Annotated in this window: 17 protein-coding genes; 10 read left to right on the top strand and 7 right to left on the bottom strand. The window is 36.3% G+C overall.

The window, feature by feature from the left end; translation table 11 throughout:
• The 4 genes from HRT72_10520 to arsC all read left to right on the top strand — a co-directional run.
• The coding region (locus HRT72_10520) for a ribonuclease E/G (GenBank protein ID NQY68136.1) at positions 1–1016 on the top strand (1016 nt) is incomplete at its 5' end.
• Positions 1017–1059: 43 nt separating this feature from the next.
• Positions 1060–1515 (top strand): RecX family transcriptional regulator, encoded by a 456-nt coding sequence (locus tag HRT72_10515; GenBank protein ID NQY68135.1) that lies wholly within the window; start codon positions 1060–1062, stop codon positions 1513–1515.
• Positions 1516–1551: 36 nt separating this feature from the next.
• Positions 1552–2647, top strand: a protein-coding gene (locus tag HRT72_10510) for a peptide chain release factor 2 (protein NQY68134.1) whose coding sequence is annotated in 2 segments (ribosomal slippage) — positions 1552–1614 and positions 1616–2647 — 1095 coding nt in all. Because the reading frame shifts where the segments join, the coding sequence is not laid out codon by codon here.
• 13 nt (positions 2648–2660) lie between these two features.
• A complete protein-coding gene (gene arsC / locus HRT72_10505) occupies positions 2661–2999 on the top strand; it encodes an arsenate reductase (glutaredoxin) (protein NQY68133.1) in 339 nt (112 codons plus the stop codon).
• Between the two features lie 2 nt (positions 3000–3001).
• Here arsC and HRT72_10500 read toward each other — a convergent pair whose 3' ends face one another.
• On the bottom strand, positions 3002–3169 hold the full coding sequence (locus tag HRT72_10500) for a hypothetical protein (GenBank protein ID NQY68132.1): 168 nt from the start codon (positions 3167–3169) through the stop codon (positions 3002–3004).
• A 178-nt stretch (positions 3170–3347) separates the two neighbouring features.
• Here HRT72_10500 and HRT72_10495 point away from each other — a divergent pair, with 178 nt between their 5' ends.
• Complete coding sequence (locus HRT72_10495; GenBank protein ID NQY68131.1) at positions 3348–4952, top strand: fumarate hydratase; 1605 nt, start codon at positions 3348–3350, stop codon at positions 4950–4952.
• A gap of 33 nt (positions 4953–4985) precedes the next feature.
• Here the strand turns inward: HRT72_10495 and HRT72_10490 are convergent, their stop codons facing one another.
• The 3 genes from HRT72_10490 to HRT72_10480 all read right to left on the bottom strand — a co-directional run bounded on the left by HRT72_10490 (position 4986) and on the right by HRT72_10480 (position 8047).
• Positions 4986–6071: a mannose-1-phosphate guanylyltransferase gene (locus tag HRT72_10490; GenBank protein ID NQY68130.1), complete on the bottom strand. Its 1086-nt coding sequence runs from the start codon at positions 6069–6071 to the stop codon at positions 4986–4988.
• A 16-nt stretch (positions 6072–6087) separates the two neighbouring features.
• Positions 6088–7344, bottom strand: coding sequence for an aminotransferase class I/II-fold pyridoxal phosphate-dependent enzyme (locus tag HRT72_10485; GenBank protein NQY68129.1), 1257 nt, complete (start codon positions 7342–7344; stop codon positions 6088–6090).
• A gap of 97 nt (positions 7345–7441) precedes the next feature.
• Positions 7442–8047 (bottom strand): SprT-like domain-containing protein, encoded by a 606-nt coding sequence (locus HRT72_10480; GenBank protein NQY68128.1) that lies wholly within the window; start codon positions 8045–8047, stop codon positions 7442–7444.
• Between the two features lie 279 nt (positions 8048–8326).
• Here HRT72_10480 and HRT72_10475 point away from each other — a divergent pair, with 279 nt between their 5' ends.
• The 3 genes from HRT72_10475 to HRT72_10465 all read left to right on the top strand — a co-directional run bounded on the left by HRT72_10475 (position 8327) and on the right by HRT72_10465 (position 10257).
• Complete coding sequence (locus tag HRT72_10475; GenBank protein ID NQY68127.1) at positions 8327–9064, top strand: ABC transporter permease; 738 nt, start codon at positions 8327–8329, stop codon at positions 9062–9064.
• Positions 9061–9807, top strand: a complete 747-nt coding sequence (locus tag HRT72_10470; protein NQY68126.1) for an ATP-binding cassette domain-containing protein — start codon at positions 9061–9063, stop codon at positions 9805–9807. The genes HRT72_10475 and HRT72_10470 overlap by 4 nt, the downstream gene beginning before the upstream one ends.
• An 84-nt stretch (positions 9808–9891) precedes the next feature.
• Positions 9892–10257: a hypothetical protein gene (locus HRT72_10465; protein ID NQY68125.1), complete on the top strand. Its 366-nt coding sequence runs from the start codon at positions 9892–9894 to the stop codon at positions 10255–10257.
• Here HRT72_10465 and gcvP read toward each other — a convergent pair.
• Positions 10254–13127 carry an aminomethyl-transferring glycine dehydrogenase gene (gene gcvP, locus HRT72_10460; GenBank protein ID NQY68124.1) on the bottom strand — a complete coding sequence of 958 codons (2874 nt, stop codon included), beginning with the start codon at positions 13125–13127 and terminating at the stop codon, positions 10254–10256. The genes HRT72_10465 and gcvP overlap by 4 nt on opposite strands.
• 95 nt (positions 13128–13222) lie before the next feature.
• Between gcvP and HRT72_10455 the strand changes: the two genes are divergently transcribed.
• Together HRT72_10455 and HRT72_10450 are read left to right on the top strand one after the other, a co-directional pair.
• Positions 13223–13927, top strand: coding sequence for a hypothetical protein (locus tag HRT72_10455; protein NQY68123.1), 705 nt, complete (start codon positions 13223–13225; stop codon positions 13925–13927).
• A gap of 29 nt (positions 13928–13956) precedes the next feature.
• Complete coding sequence (locus tag HRT72_10450) at positions 13957–14838, top strand: hypothetical protein (GenBank protein ID NQY68122.1); 882 nt, start codon at positions 13957–13959, stop codon at positions 14836–14838.
• Here the strand turns inward: HRT72_10450 and HRT72_10445 are convergent.
• Complete coding sequence (locus HRT72_10445) at positions 14824–15489, bottom strand: class I SAM-dependent methyltransferase (GenBank protein NQY68121.1); 666 nt, start codon at positions 15487–15489, stop codon at positions 14824–14826. The genes HRT72_10450 and HRT72_10445 overlap by 15 nt on opposite strands.
• Positions 15490–15492: 3 nt before the next feature.
• On the bottom strand, positions 15493–16268 hold a 776-nt coding region (locus tag HRT72_10440), incomplete at its 5' end, for an aminotransferase class III-fold pyridoxal phosphate-dependent enzyme (protein ID NQY68120.1).

Below are 16268 nucleotides of genomic sequence, written 5' to 3'. Positions count from 1 at the left end.
GTATTAAGCCTAAAAACTTTGGTGTAATTATAAGAACTGTTGCTGAAAATCAAATGGTAGCAGAGCTAGATAACGACATTAAAAGTCTTGTTGATAGATGGCAAATGACTTTTGATAAGCTTAGCACCAAAACGCTTCCTGCTAAAATATTAGGTGAGGTAAGTGCTACCTCTGCTGTATTTAGAGATACATTGAATGAGGGCTTCCATGCTGTACATATAGATAATAAAGACCTGTATGATAATATAAGGGGTTATGTTAAATCTATAGTTCCTGGAAAGGAATCTATGGTAAAACATTACAAAGGGGATAAAGCAATATTTGATCAATTCGGAATTAACAAGCAGATAAAACAGCTGTTTGGTAAGGAGGTTACCATGAAATCTGGTGCTTATTTAGTAATAGAGCATACAGAGGCCCTTCATGTTATTGATGTTAATAGTGGTTATAGAAGTGATGCAGGAGTTGATCAAGAAACGAATGCATTACGGGTAAACTTAGAGGCAGCCGAAGAAATAGGTAGGCAATTGGATTTGCGTGATATGGGAGGGATCATTGTAGTCGATTTTATTGACTTAATGGTAGCTGCAAATAGAAAGGCGCTATTCGATAAGATGCGTGAGTCTATGGCTAACGATAAAGCTAAGCATAAGATTTTACCGCAAAGTAAATTCGGATTAATTCAGATTACTCGTCAAAGAGTAAGGCCAGAAATGGATATTAAGGTTTCTGATAAATGTCCATCATGCGATGGTACGGGCGAAGTTCAGTCTAATGTTCTTTTTTTGGATGAATTGGAGACCAAGATCAAATATTTGTTTGATGACAAGAAAATGTCTTCCCTTACGATTCATGTCCATCCTTTTTTAGAAGCGTATTTAAAGAAAGGTGTTGTTTCTATTCAGAAAAAATGGTTCTGGGAATATAAAAAGAGGGTTAAAATCAAAGCGATCAAGTTTTATCAAGTCATTGAATATAATTTCTTTGATGGAGATGGAAATGAGGTTAAAGTTTGATTTCCTTATCTCTCAATAAGGAGTTCTGTATTTTGTTTTCCTGATGGAATATACTTTTAAAGAAGCTTTACTTCGCGCAATGAAATATTGTGCATATCAAGAAAGGTGTCAAAGTGAAGTACGCGAAATGCTTTATTCTAAAGGGTATTACAAAGATATTGTTGAAGCTGTAATTGCAGAACTCATTTCGGAGAACTTTCTGAATGAGTTACGCTTTGCACAGCTTTTTGCTGGCGGAAAATTCCGAATGAAAAGTTGGGGTCGAAGAAAAATTAGGGAGAAACTACTTGAGAAAAGAGTCTCTGAGCAGTGTATTGCCGAAGGATTCAAAGAGATTAAAGATGAGGATTACCTGTTCACTTTACAACGGTTAATTGCAAAACGCTGGGAGTATGAGACGAAAATTGAATTGAAAGAAAAGACCTCCATGATAAGATACTTGAGATCGAAAGGTTTCGAAGACGACCTTATATATAAAGAAATTAAGCGATACTCTTGAAGCTCATTATTGTATCGAATCGATTACATTTGAAGAATGATTACACAGGATAACTTTAAGGAGTTAGCTAGACGCCGGGATGCGTTAAGGAGGTATCTTTGACGTCGATCAGAAATTAGCTGAGATAGCAGAAGAAGAAATTATTACTCAAGATCCAGCGTTTTGGGATGATCCTGTAAAAGCAGAAAGTCAACTTAAGCTTATTAATAGAAAGAAGGAATGGACAAATTCTTTTGCCCAGGTAGATACTTGTGTAGAAGATTTGGCAATTCTTATGGAATTTCATGCCGAAGGAGAGGCAAGCGAAGATGAGGTAGAAGTTCAGTACGCTACATGTTCTGAAATTGTTGATGAACTAGAGTTTAAGAACATGCTAAGTGGCCCCGAGGATATTCTTAGCGCAGTAATTCAAATAAATCCTGGTGCTGGAGGAACAGAAAGTCAGGATTGGGCATCCATGCTTATGCGCATGTATATTATGTGGGGCGAGAAGAATGGATGTAAGCTTAAAGAATTAGATTTTAATAACGGTGAGACTGCTGGAATCAAATCCGTAACCTTGGAGTTCGATGGCGAGTTTGCTTTCGGGAAATTAAAAGGCGAAACCGGTGTGCATCGTTTAGTGCGAATCTCTCCCTTTGATGCCGCCAAAAAGAGACATACGTCTTTTGCTTCTGTATACGTATATCCGTTGGTAGATGATGACATTGAAATAGATATTAATATGAGTGATGTATCATTTGATACATTCCGTTCTGGAGGTGCTGGAGGGCAAAACGTAAATAAAGTAGAAACGGCAGTTCGTCTTAAGCACAAACCTTCAGGTATTGTTATTGAGAACTCAGAAACTCGATCTCAATTAAAAAATAAAGAAAAAGCGATTAAACTTCTTAAGTCACAATTGTACGAACTTGAATTAAGAAAGAAGAATGAAGAGCGTGATGAGATAGAGTCTGATAAGAAGAAAATAGAATGGGGGTCACAAATAAGGAACTATGTACTTCACCCTTATAAAATGGTAAAGGATGTACGAACTGGCCATGAAACATCGAATGTAAATGCCATTTTGGATGGAGAACTAAATGGCTTTATTAATGCTTATTTAATGGAGTACGGAGCAAAGAATAATTAATTCGATTAACGCTATGGAAATTTATCATAATACCAGATGTCGAAAGAGTAGGGAAGCACTTCATTTAATAGAAGAGTCGAATACGGATGTTACTATTATCGAATATTTGAAAAATCCTTTATCTGAGACAGAGCTAGAAGTGATTTTAATGAAGTTAAATATGAAACCAGAAGAGATAGTTCGAAAAGGAGAGAAGTTGTATAAAGAGAAATTTAAAGGCCTTGAAATGAATGATCACGAATGGATTAAAATATTATCCGATAATCCAGTGTTAATTGAGAGGCCAATTGTTGTAAAGGGAAACTCTGCGATAATAGGACGTCCGCCAGAAAACGTTAAGAAATTCTTGTAGAATTAGTGAGGCATGTACTCAACACCTGCGATTTTGGCCGCCAATACTGGATTGTGCCGATCTAAAATCATAAGCAATGCCATGTATGGAGCGAAAAGCATAAGGAAGATAAGTACCCAAAACGCAAGGCACAACACGAATAGAAACGCAACAAAACCCAAAACTTCCATAACAATGTGTTAAATTTATACCTCGTAAAAGTAATGATTATTTCATTATTGGCAAGATGAAAATAACATCCAAGAGAAGTACGACGTAAGAAGAGAAAAGGATTCACTGATCCTAACAATTTCATGAATTTGGATAGATTCTTATCTTTCTGAAGATGATTAAAATAAATCAATAAAAATGGCAGATTTCAACTACCAAGAACCTTTTCCAATTTCTAAAGATGATACGGAATACAGAAATCTAGGGGCTGAATATATTTCAGTGAAGGAGATAGATGGTCGAAAAATAGTTACCGTTAAGCCAGAAGGACTTCAAATGTTGGCTAAGCAAGCCATGAGTGATATATCTTTTTACCTGAGGTCGACCCACTTAAAACTTCTTTCAAATATTATTGAGGATACTGAGGCTACCGATAATGATAAATATGTAGCACATACTTTATTGGTTAATGCCACTGTCGCTGCTAAAGGAGAATTGCCAAGTTGTCAGGATACAGGAACAGCAATTGTTGTGGCAAAAAAAGGTGAGGATATTTATACTGGAGTTAATGATGCAGAACATTTATCTAAAGGAATATTTGATACCTATCAAGAAAAAAACTTAAGATATTCTCAACTTGCTCCATTAACAATGTTTGAGGAAAAGAACACCGGCTCTAACTTACCGGCTCAAATCGATATATATTCTAAAAGTGGTAGTGCATACGAATTTCTCTTTATGGCAAAGGGAGGAGGGTCGGCTAATAAGACATTTTTATACCAAAAGACTAAATCACTACTGAACGAGGAAAGTCTAAAAGCGTTTTTGAAAAGTTCATTAAAGGATTTAGGTACTTCTGCTTGCCCACCTTATCATTTGGCTATTGTAATCGGCGGCACTTCTGCTGAAGTAAATTTGGCAACGGTAAAGAAAGCATCAGCTGGATATTTAGATAATTTACCTACTACTGGAAATGAAGGAGGGAGAGCTTTCCGGGATTTAGAATGGGAAGAGAAAGTATTGGAAATATGTAGACAAAGTGACATAGGGGCACAGTTTGGGGGTAAGTATTTTGCGCATGATGTAAAGGTGATTAGACTTCCAAGACACGGTGCTTCTAACCCGGTAGGAATTGGTGTTAGTTGTAGTGCGGATAGAAATATAAAAGCAAAGATTAATGCAGATGGTATATTCTTGGAGCAATTAGAAGTGAATCCAGAGAAGTTTTTACCAAAGGTTCCACCTCAATTAGAAAAGGCTATCAGTATTGACCTAAATAGACCAATGGAAGAAGTGTTAGCGGAGTTAAGTAAATATCCAATTAGAACACGTTTAGCTCTATCGGGTACTTTGATTGTTGCAAGAGATATTGCACATGCGAAAATCCAAGAGATGTTAGATAGAGGGGAAGAAATGCCGGATTATTTCAAAAATCATCCTATCTATTATGCTGGTCCAGCAAAAACTCCTCAAGGAATGGCTTCGGGTAGCTTTGGTCCAACAACAGCGGGTAGAATGGATCCATATGTAGGGCCTTTTCAGAAGGTAAGAGGATCTATGATTATGTTGGCAAAGGGTAATAGAACAGATCAGGTTAAGGAAAGTTGTAAAGAGAACGGAGGTTTCTACTTAGGATCTATAGGTGGGCCTGCTGCAATATTGGCCCAGAATAATATTAAGTCTGTTGAAGTAGTTGACTTTCCTGAATTAGGAATGGAAGCAGTTCGTAAAATTGAAGTGGTGGATTTCCCTGCCTTTATTATTACGGACGATAAGGGGAATGACTTTTTTGAAAACTTATAGCCGAACTGCTAAGAAATGAAAATACTAGATTGACTATAAAAAGTCGTCGTTTAGCTTAGTCTTTAAATCCGCTAAAGATTCTTTGATTCTTTGTTCGTCGATCTTTTTGCAGATCAATAAAACATTGTTTGATTCGGAAACGATGTAGTCATCTAATCCTTGTATAAGAACTAGCTTGTCATTTGGAACATGCACCATGCAATTTTTGGAATCGTACATGTATACTTTCTTTCCAACAGTAGCATTCTCTTCAGGGTCCTTGTCCAAATGAGAATAAAGTGATCCCCATGTTCCAAGATCTAACCAGCCAAAATCCGCACACAAAATGTAAACATTATTGGCTTTTTCCATTACTCCATAGTCAATGGAGATGTTCTTACATTCAGCATATACATCAGAGATAAAGTTAACTTCACTTTCTGTATTGTAAGAATCAGTGCCTTCTGAGAATAGATTATTTATTTCTGGCAGATGTTCAGCAAGAGAATTGATAATGCTTTTAACATTCCAAATGAAGATTCCTGAATTCCAATAGAAATCGCCACTTGAAAGAAACTCCTTAGCTATTTCCAAATCTGGTTTTTCAGTAAAAACTTTAACTTTTTTCAGTTCTGGATTTGATAATGTATTCTCGCTATCAAATTGAATGTAGCCATACCCGGTATCTGGACGATGTGGCTTAATTCCCATTGTGATTAAGCAATCATTCTTGCTCGATTCCTCCAAAGCAGTGTTCACGCAATCTGCAAATACATCTTCCTTTAGAATAAGATGATCGGAAGGGGCAACTACAATATTCGCATTAGGATTAATCTTGTGAATTTTATGTGAAGCGTAAGCAATGCAAGGTGCTGTATTTCTTCGACTAGGTTCACATATAATTTGCTCTTTTCTAATAGACGGTATCTGCTCTATAATCTGATCGAAGTAATCGCTGTTGGTTACTATGTAAATGTTTTCAGCCGGACAAACTCTTTCAAACCGCTCATAGGTTTGTTGAATAAGGGTTTTTCCGATTCCAAGGATGTCAAGGAATTGCTTAGGGCGGTCAGTTCGACTCATTGGCCAGAACCGACTGCCTATTCCACCAGCCATTATTACACAGTAATTGTCTTTCATTAACAAACGTTTTAGACTACGAAAGCTCTCCTAAAGCTGTTTTAAGTTTCGCCATACATTGCTCTATTACTTCCATTGATGTCGTTCCAACAGATAATCTAAACCAAGATGAGTCATCTGAAGCTCCAAAACCATAAAATGGTACCATTGCCATTCCTGCATTATCAAGAATGAAATCGTTTACTTCTTTCGGGTTGCTCAATTTCTTTCCATCTGCAGTAGTTAAGCCAACAAGGTCTAATTGAATAGTCAAATACATAGCAGCTTGAGGTGAAATAGCATCTACTTTGAATCCTTCTTCTCTTAATGCTTTAAATCCATCATAGAATGCATTTAGTCGATCAGAAATTTTCTTTTTCATCTCTTCTAAATAAACGTCTACTTCTTGTTCTCTATCTAAGTACTTAGCACAAGCTACTTGTTCTGGCTTAGGAGCCCAAGCACCCATGTGAGTAATAATAACGCCCATTTTACTGATAATCGATTGTGGACCAGTAGCCCATCCAACTCTAACTCCTGTTGCAGCAAATGCTTTAGAAATACCATCGATGTTAATCGTGTAATCTTTCATTTCTGGTCTGAGAAGTACAGGATTAACGTGCTCAACATCACCGTGTGTGAGGATCCAGTATATTTGATCGTATAATACGTAAACTGGTTTTTCGTTTGGACCTCTTCTTTTATTTTCTTCTAAAACTAAATCACAGATATCTTCTAGTTGTTCTTTTGTAAAGCAAGTTCCACTTGGGTTTTGCGGAGAACATAGAGCTAAAAGGTTAGCTGACTGAATGTGTGGTCTTAAGTCATCTGCAGTAATCATGAAGTTGTTTTCTGCAGTTGTTTCAACCATTAGTTGCTTACAATGGGTTAAGTGTGAATAGAAATGGTTGTTCCAAGATGGCACTGGGAATAGAACAGTATCACCTGCATCTAATAAGGTTTGATAAACTGCATAAATTAATGGTCTAGCTCCACCAGTCACAGATACTTCAGCAGCACTATAATCCATATTTCCTTTACGCTTAACATATCTAGAGATAGCTTGCTTTAGCTCTGGCATGCCACCAGTTGGAGGATAGTTTGTTAATCCCGCTTCGTAAGCCTTGATAATTTCTTCTGTTAATTCAGAAGGAATTGGGAAGATTTTAGGATTGAAATCTCCTACAGTAAGGTTGAATACATTTTCTCCGGCAGCAATTTTTTCGTTAACTAATTTCGATAACACTAATATTGGAGAACTTTCTAAATTTTCAGCCATCTGAGATAACTTCAAGTCTTTCTGAGCCATTTTTATTTTGTTTTAATTAAAATTAGGGGTCGCAAAGATAATAAAAAGTAAGCGCAAAAAAAGAGAGAAAAAGCGAAGTGTGTTATAGAGGAAACACGGAGTGAGCAGGGTTGAAAAGGTATAATCGATTCGTTTTTATTTCAATACATTTTAACCGCTTTCTTTTTTTCTCTAAAATTTTAAATTCTCTTCCATTATCTGTCTTAAATGCATTGCCAATTTCGAGATCCGCAATAAAGCCTTTGTTCGTTGGAATGTCATAAGATTTAAGAGCTCGTTGCAAACCTAGGTCAAGGCTGCAACTAGATTTGAGATTAGATATATAATCGTTAATCGCTATTTGGATATCCGTTGGGAAGCATTCTCCAATAGTTGGATCTTGTAGAAGAGTTTTGAATTCGTCTTTCCACTCAATTCCATGTGATTTTACGGCCCGCTCATGCCTATTCCAGTTGAGTAAATGTGCCAATTCGTGTAGCAGCGTAATAAGGAATTGGTATTTATTAAGGTCGTTGTTGATTGTGATTTGATGCATAGAACCATTAATAGGAGGTCTGTAATCCCCTAATTTGGTTTTTCGTTTATTTTTAATAATGAGGTTAACTTCTGTTTTTTCAATCAGTTTGTTGAGAAAAGGAATTGATTTTGAAGGAACGTAAGATGATAAATCGATCTTGGAAGTGACCATTTAAAGAAATTAATTTGAATAGCTTGTCTCGAAATGTGGACATTCATCGCATTTATTCTTTTTACCAAAGATTCTGCAGTTTGAAAAGAGAAGACAGCCTATAAGAAGTATAGAGAAAACAATAAATGGATTTGTCTTTTTCATTTGAGGTGTGATGTTATCGTTTTGTAAAGATACCAATTTGCAATAATTGTATTACCACTGTTTATAATTACTCAAAGTTTGTAAAACTAAGCACCTCAATATCCTTACTTTTATAGTGTATATCAAACGTAAGCGATGTTTTTTTATCACGTAGGCAGGTACTTATTGTTAATTTCTAGGTCGATTGCTAAACCCGAGAGTTTTAAAGTGTTTAAACGCTCGTTGGTCCATGAAATTGATTCAATCGGAATAAATTCTTTAGCAATTGTTGCAATTATCTCATTATTTATGGGGATGGTGGTTACAATTCAAACCGCTGTGGCCATAGATAATCCCTTCGTACCCGACATGTTGATTGGATTTACTTCTCGGCAGTCAATGGTATTGGAGTTCTCTACTACTATTATAGGTCTTATTTTGACAGGAAAAGTAGGTTCTAGTATCGTATCAGAAATAGGTACAATGCGAGTAACGGAACAAATCGATGCGCTAGAAATGATGGGAATTAACTCTGCTAACCATTTAATATTTCCTAAAATGCTGGCGGCAATGTTTATCAATCCGTTTCTGGTTATACTTAGTATGGGGATTGGAATCTTATCTGGATGGCTTGTAGGTGATCTTACCGGATTGTGCGCTTCTAAAGACTATTTAGAAGGTATACAATATGACTTTGAGGTTTTTCACGTCTTTTATGCATTAGTTAAGTCCGTGTGTTTTGCATTTTTGTTTGTTACTATCCCAGCTTATTTTGGTTATTACGTAAAAGGTGGTGCTATTGAAGTAGGCAAGGCGGGTACAAGCGCTGTTGTTTGGTGTAGTGGACTTATTCTCGCAGTAAATTATGTACTTACTCAATTAATGTTAATATGATTGAGGTAAGAAACTTGTACAAAGAATTCGCTGGCGTTGAGATATTAAAGGATATTTCAATAAAGTTTAATCAGGGTAAAGTCAATATGATTATCGGTGAGAGCGGTTCTGGAAAAACAGTGCTTATGAAAAGTATTGTTGGTCTGCATGAAATCGACAAAGGGGAGATTCTCTTTGATGAAGATTTGTTTTCAAGTATGGATGTGGATCAGAAAAAAGGGATCCGGAAAAAGATAGGTATGCTATTTCAAGGTTCTGCCTTGTTTGATTCTTTGACAGTTGAAGAAAATGTTCGTTTCCCTTTAACCATGCTTACCGATATGTCTGATAAAGAGCAAGAGCATCGAGCTAATGAATGTTTAAGCCGTGTTAATCTTGAGAATAAAAACAATTTATTTCCATCGGAGATAAGTGGGGGTATGATGAAGAGAGTGGGGATAGCCAGAGCGATAGCACTTAAGCCGAGATATCTCTTTTGCGATGAGCCTAATTCTGGACTCGACCCGAAGACTTCTATTATAATAGATAATTTGATCAAAGACATCACTGAAGAGTTTGATATCACAACAATTGTTATTAGTCATGATATGAATTCCGTGATAGAAATTGGAGATAATATCAATTTCATACTTAAGGGTGTAAAACATTGGAGTGGGAATAGAGAGGATATCCTAAAAACTGATGATCCAGTAGTTCAGAGTTTTGTTTATGCATCTAAATTTATCCAGCAGAAGAGAACTTAGCGCGATAATTTGTTCTAATTAATTAGAATGTTTTGCTGAATAGTAACTAGATAGTATCTTTAAATTAGAATTGATCTAAATGCAATGAAAAAAGTTTTCTTTTCAATAATATTATTTACTCTTATCTCAATGGGGAATCTATCTGCTGGAGAACCTTTAGTAGCCTCCATAAAAGGTTTAGATAGCGAGCCTTCGTTGGCGATGTTACCTAAAGAAAACTATAATAGCCCGGCCGTATTGAGCCCAATTCGAATGAATCCTTCAATTGATAAAATGGGACTCGGGAAAATAATGAAGATAACAGGCATTGTAATCTCAGGTGTAGGGATAGGCCTTTTTCAAGCTTATGATTCCGATGGACAGATAAGTTCATATATAGGTATGCCACTCGCGTTTCTCGGATTAGGAGTTACTTTAGGTGGTGCTTACTTGCACGCGAATCCTTACTAATTGTAGTCTTCTACAGGAGGACAAGAACATATTAAATTTCTATCTCCTGTAGCATTATCAACTCTACCTACAAAAGGCCAGAACTTATTATCTCTAATCCATCTCTTTGGATACGCAGCTTTTTCTCTTGAATAAGAATGAGTCCAGTTTTCAACAGTAACACTTTCGGCAGTGTGAGGCGCATTTTTTAGAACATTATCTATTCTGTCAGCTTTCCCTTCTTCAATCTCTCGGATTTCTTCTCGAATAGAAATCATTACATCACAGAATCTATCAATTTCTTCTAACGATTCACTTTCGGTTGGTTCGATCATTAGAGTTCCTACAACAGGGAATGAAACTGTAGGAGCATGGTAACCATAATCAATTAAACGTTTGGCAATATCCTCGACCTCGATACCAGTACTCTCTTTAAAAGATCGGCAATCGGCAATTAATTCATGTGCCACTCTTCCTTTTGTACCACTATAAAGAATAGGATAATGTTCTTCTAATCTCTTCTTAATATAATTGGCATTAAGGATAGCGTATTTCGTAGAATTGATTATTCCTTCTCTCCCCAACATTTTTAAATAGCCATAAGAAATCAATAAGATAAGAGCAGAACCTCTTTGGGCAGAAGAAATTGGTGATACTCCTTGGCGACCTCCAGTATGAACTACGCTGTGTGATGGTAGAAATGGTTCGAGATGTTCAGCAACGCAAATAGGACCAACGCCCGGGCCACCTCCGCCATGAGGAATTGCGAATGTTTTATGCAAATTTAAATGGCAAACATCGGCTCCAATTAAACCAGGACTTGTGAGTCCGATTTGAGCATTCATATTAGCACCATCCATGTAGACTTGCCCCCCGTTTTTATGAATTAAGCTGGTAATATCTATTATGCTTGCTTCAAAAACACCATGAGTAGAAGGATACGTAACCATAAGCCCAGCAAGATTTCCCGCATGCTCTTCAGCTTTTGATTTTAGTTCTGCCACATCAATATTGCCTAGCTCATCGCATTTCACAATTACAACTTTCATCCCAGCTAAAACGGCAGATGCCGGATTTGTACCATGTGCAGATGAAGGTATCAACATAATGCTTCGATGTCCTTCACCTCGACTTTTATGGTATTCTCTAATAACCATTAAACCAGCATATTCACCTTGAGCTCCTGAATTTGGTTGAAATGAGACCCCTGCAAACCCTGTGATCTCACAGAGAAGATTTCTTAAACTTTGAATTATTTGAAGATATCCTATCGCTTGTTCTTCTGGCTTGAACGGATGAAGTGATGCGAATTCAGGCCAGCTAATAGGAATAAGTTCAGATGCCGCATTGAGCTTCATCGTACACGACCCAAGAGGAATCATGGATTGGGTAAGGCTGATATCGCGATGTTCTAACTTCTTCATATATCGCATCAAAGCAGATTCTGAATGGTAAGAGTTGAACACTGGATGCGACATGTAATCACTTTTTCGTTGAAGCTCTTTCGGAATGGAGTCGGCCATGAAATCGCCCATAATTTCGCAGTTTTCATGAGTTCTGTCGTTCGCTTCAGCAAATACCTCAATGATTTGATGTATGACTTCAATTGTTGAGGTTTCATCTAAGCTAATACCTACATGGTTATCGAAAAAATACCTGAAGTTCATGCCCTTTTTTATGGCAATTTCTTGAAGATGCGATTTAGTTATATGCACCGGTAAAGCAATTTTGATGGTATCAAAATAACTATCACTCGCACATTTATATCCAAGTCTCTTAAGTTGGTTCATTACAAATCCAACAGAGTTATTTATTCTTTCGGCGATAAGTTTTAATCCTTTTGGTCCGTGGTAAACGACATACATACTGGCCATAACCGCTAGTAAAACCTGTGAGGTACAAATATTGGAAGTCGCTTTTTCTCTCTTGATATGCTGTTCTCTAGTTTGGAGTGCCATTCGAAGAGCTGGGTTTCCATTCGAGTCGACGGATAGGCCAATTATTCTACCTGGAATGTATCTTTGGAATTCATTCTTAGTTGCAAAAAAAGCAGCATGTGGACCACCGAAACCTAAGGGAACACCCAATCGTTGTGTACTTCCAACTACTACATCCGCTCCCCATTCTCCTGGAGGGGTTAATAATGTTAGACTTAGGATATCGGCTGCAACTCCAACTAGCGTATCATTCTTATGTGCATTTGAAATAAAGGTGGAGTAATCATGTAAATCACCATCTGCCGTAGGACATTGAATAAATGCTCCAAAAATATTTTTAGTGAATTTGAAATCTTGATAATCACCAATGATTAATTTGATATTTAATGGCTCTGCACGAGTTTGTAAAATATCGATTGTTTGTGGGAAGCATTCGTTTGAAATAAAGAATGTATTGGCCTCTTTCTTGTCCTTTTTTCTTTGTTGAATTCGGTACATCATAAGCATTGCTTCCGCCGCTGCCGTTCCTTCATCTAAAAGTGAAGCATTTGCAATTTCCATTCCCGTTAGATCGCAAACCATGGTTTGGAAATTTAATAGGGCTTCCATTCTGCCTTGCGAAATCTCCGATTGATATGGCGTATAGGCCGTATACCAACTTGGGTTTTCCATTATGTTTCTCAATATTGTACTTGGTACAATACATTCATAGTAGCCCATTCCTATAAATGAATGGAATATTTTATTCTTTGTGGCTATCCCTTTTATTTCCTCTAAATATTCAAATTCCGACATTGCGTCGGGTAAGTTTAATTCCGTTTTGAGTCGGATTTCTTCCGGAACTGTTTCGTCAATAAGCTGATCGAGAGATTTAACTCCAATACTTTTAAGCATTGTCTTTAAGTCGTCTTCACTTGGACCAATGTGTCGTGATGCGAAATTATTTCTTGGCATAGTAGAACTTTATTTTTAGAATGAAGTAAACGGTATACTGTCGTGGAACAATATTGTTCTTACTAATTTACTAATTGTTATTATCTTTGAGCTATATGCTTATCGTATTGAGAAATAACATATTGAATGCTTTGCTCCTGTCGATTTTATTCGCCGGAAGTGCAATTGCGCAAGATGTGGCCAATAGCCTGTTGTTAATGAATGGGTACGAGATTACGTTAAGGTCTTTTGAGGAAGATTTGACAACAAAGACAGTACGGTATTCATTTGAAAAGAAAGGCTTAATTGGTGCTTCAACAAAAGTGGTGGAAGACGAAATTGCCATGGCTCGACTCTTTTCACTTAACTTAAGAGATGGAACGGAGCAACTTTACTATAAGCAAGATTCTACGGAGGGGAATTTTTACCCCATAGATAGAGCCAGAATGTTTGTTTTTGGATCAAGAGATGCTCAGCGAAATTATGATCCTATAATTCCGTTAGTTGGAGGTATTGTTGGCGGGCTTACTGGTGGGCTTTTTAATAGTATTGTTTTGACTCCGTTAATTTCAGCAGCTTCTTTAATTACTCCAGTAGTAAGAACAACCAAAATAGGTGAATATGAAGTCGACCATAATAGTTTAGCAGTGTATGGTGCCAATAGTTCCGATCTCGATTATCAGGATGGTTTTTATAAAATTGCGAAGAGCAAGCGTGTTCAGAAAACTATAGTCGGAAGTATTATAGGAATAGTAGGAGGTATTGGGTTAGCTAAAATAGCATCTCATAATGGCACACGAGTATCGATCACACAAGATTGAAAAGTCTAGAGGGAAAAATCTAATTCTTCTTGAAACCAATTAATACATTATTAAGCTATTTAATTTACAGCAATATTTTTGTTGCATTACCTGTATCCTTAATTGGGCTGCAGTCTGTCATTGTGTTTGGCACAACCGATTATAGCTTTATCTATTTCATTTATTTCGCTACTCTTTTTGTGTACTGCACACACAGATTGTTTCCACTGTTTTTTCTTAATAATCATAATAAGGAAGTACTTCGGCATAACTGGGTAGAGCAGAATATTGCTTTTTCTGTAAGTGTGTGGGTGGTGTCCGTAGTTGGACTAGCTTATTTTTGTTTTCAGCTAAGTTGGTTTCAAGTATTATGGTTAATACCATGTGGGTTGATTTCAATAATGTACACCATTCCAATATTGAAAATTAAGGATCGGTTTGTTGGTATAAGAAGTATACCAATGTTAAAAATATTTTTGATTACAATAGTTGTAAGTTTTGTGACTGTCTATCTCCCTATTTTAAATGAAATAAACGCAGTACCGTTTTTGAAATTGGTTTATCAATTTACAATTAGGTGTCTATTTATATTCTCTATAACCATTCCCTTTGATATTAGAGATATGGCATACGATAAAAAGGATGGCCTAATTACAATTCCTACTTATTTTGGGGTGCAAGGGGCAAAGAGGATTGCTTTGTCCACATTAGTTGTAATGAATCTTATATGTTTTTTGAATATTCTTTATCTAGGTGATATAGAATCCTATGAAATGATTGGCGTTCTTCTCTCTTCCGTATTATCTGGATACGTAATCATTAAGGTGACTTCAAGTTCGAGCGAGTTTTATTATTCTTTGGTTATTGAAGGAATGATGGTTGCTCAATTTGGACTCGTGTTTTTATCGAAATTTGCGTTAAGCTTTATGTAATAGTAGGGATGAAATAAGCCCACCTAAAAACAGCTGTTCTTCGTCTATTTTGAAATTTAAATTGAGATAAATTTTCTTGAAATCAGGAAGTAAAGAAACATCCAATTTGCATAATGTATTGAAGAATAGGTACAAGGAAGAAATCATTATTCTACTGAATATTTTTGAATAAATGTTCTTCGGGTGAGGATTGAAATCCGAATGCAACCAAATTCCATTGGATTTAAGAGAACCCCAAAGGTGTTTTATATTTAATGCTAAATCCCGTTCATTAAAACAATCTAGTATAAATGGTGTGAGGATTACATCATATGAATTAGGGCCATTATGATTTAGAATGTCGGTATTTATAAAATTTACTTTATCAATTCTACCGGGTGTTTCTTTTGTAATCCTCAGCCTAGATTGCTCAATCATCCTAGATGAGACATCAACATAATCGACATGTACATCTGGGTAGTTTTTAAGTACCTCAACTAATAATTTGCCTGTGCCTCCGCCAACTATAAGTATGATTTGGCAATTTTTAATATGTTTAAAAAAACAAGTTTGAGATCGGTGAATAGCTTTACCAATGGTGAATTTTAGAAAGAAGTTATAGTTCTTGGCTAGATAATCAAATCCTCGGGCTATACTTTCTTCTCTATTCATTTACTATTTAAATACCTTATCTAAACTTTCGCAAATGGCTTTTTTTGTTTTAACAAGATCCGCTTTGGAGTGCGCACTTGACATGAAGCCGACTTCGTAGCCAGATGGGCCAGTGTATATCCCTTTGTTTAACATAGAAGAATAAAACACGGTGAACATAGACATAGTGCTTGCTTTTATTTCATTAGCAGCTCTGATTGGTGTTTTGTCACTAAAAGAAATCCAAAAAATAGATCCAATTGAGGTGATAGTAGCCTTGTATTTCTTCTCTTTTATATAGCTATCTATTTCTTTTACAAAAAGATCTGTTTTGGTGTTAAGGTCTGTGTAGAAATTCTTTTTTAAGCATTCGGTTAATTGTGCAATTCCAGCAGACATTGCCACAGGATTTCCTGAGAGAGTTCCTGCTTGATAAACGTCTCCCAGTGGAGAAATACTGGTCATGATTTTATTTGATGCCCCGTAAGCCCCTACAGGTAAGCCGCCACCAATAATTTTTCCATAAGTAATAATGTCAGGCTTTATTTTGTAATGTCCCGAAGCTCCTTCAAATCCTATTCTGAATCCGGAGATAACTTCATCGAAAATTAAAAGAGATTTATTTGCTGTGCATATCTGGCGTAAGAACTTTAGATAAGATTTTTCTTGAATCAATAATCCATTATTGGCAGGTACTGGTTCGATGATGATGCATGCGATATCATTTTTATACTTTTTAAAAGCAGCTTCTATTGCTTCTTTATTATTTAAAGGAAGAACAATAGTTTCTTTTGTAAATG

Source organism: Flavobacteriales bacterium (assembly GCA_013214975.1).
In the GTDB taxonomy this organism is placed as follows: Bacteria; Bacteroidota; Bacteroidia; order DT-38; family DT-38; genus DT-38.
Note: the sequence above shows the minus strand (reverse complement) of the source record. Positions and strands in the feature narration are given on the sequence as shown.

Coding starts and splice junctions, on each gene's coding strand:
- HRT72_10515 (NQY68135.1), top strand. CDS start 1,060: ATGGAATATACTTTTAAAGAAGCTTTACTTCGCGCAATGAAATATTGT.
- arsC (NQY68133.1), top strand. CDS start 2,661: ATGGAAATTTATCATAATACCAGATGTCGAAAGAGTAGGGAAGCACTT.
- HRT72_10500 (NQY68132.1), bottom strand. CDS start 3,169: ATGGAAGTTTTGGGTTTTGTTGCGTTTCTATTCGTGTTGTGCCTTGCG.
- HRT72_10495 (NQY68131.1), top strand. CDS start 3,348: ATGGCAGATTTCAACTACCAAGAACCTTTTCCAATTTCTAAAGATGAT.
- HRT72_10490 (NQY68130.1), bottom strand. CDS start 6,071: ATGAAAGACAATTACTGTGTAATAATGGCTGGTGGAATAGGCAGTCGG.
- HRT72_10480 (NQY68128.1), bottom strand. CDS start 8,047: ATGGTCACTTCCAAGATCGATTTATCATCTTACGTTCCTTCAAAATCA.
- HRT72_10475 (NQY68127.1), top strand. CDS start 8,327: ATGTTTTTTTATCACGTAGGCAGGTACTTATTGTTAATTTCTAGGTCG.
- HRT72_10470 (NQY68126.1), top strand. CDS start 9,061: ATGATTGAGGTAAGAAACTTGTACAAAGAATTCGCTGGCGTTGAGATA.
- HRT72_10465 (NQY68125.1), top strand. CDS start 9,892: ATGAAAAAAGTTTTCTTTTCAATAATATTATTTACTCTTATCTCAATG.
- gcvP (NQY68124.1), bottom strand. CDS start 13,127: ATGCCAAGAAATAATTTCGCATCACGACACATTGGTCCAAGTGAAGAC.
- HRT72_10455 (NQY68123.1), top strand. CDS start 13,223: ATGCTTATCGTATTGAGAAATAACATATTGAATGCTTTGCTCCTGTCG.
- HRT72_10445 (NQY68121.1), bottom strand. CDS start 15,489: ATGAATAGAGAAGAAAGTATAGCCCGAGGATTTGATTATCTAGCCAAG.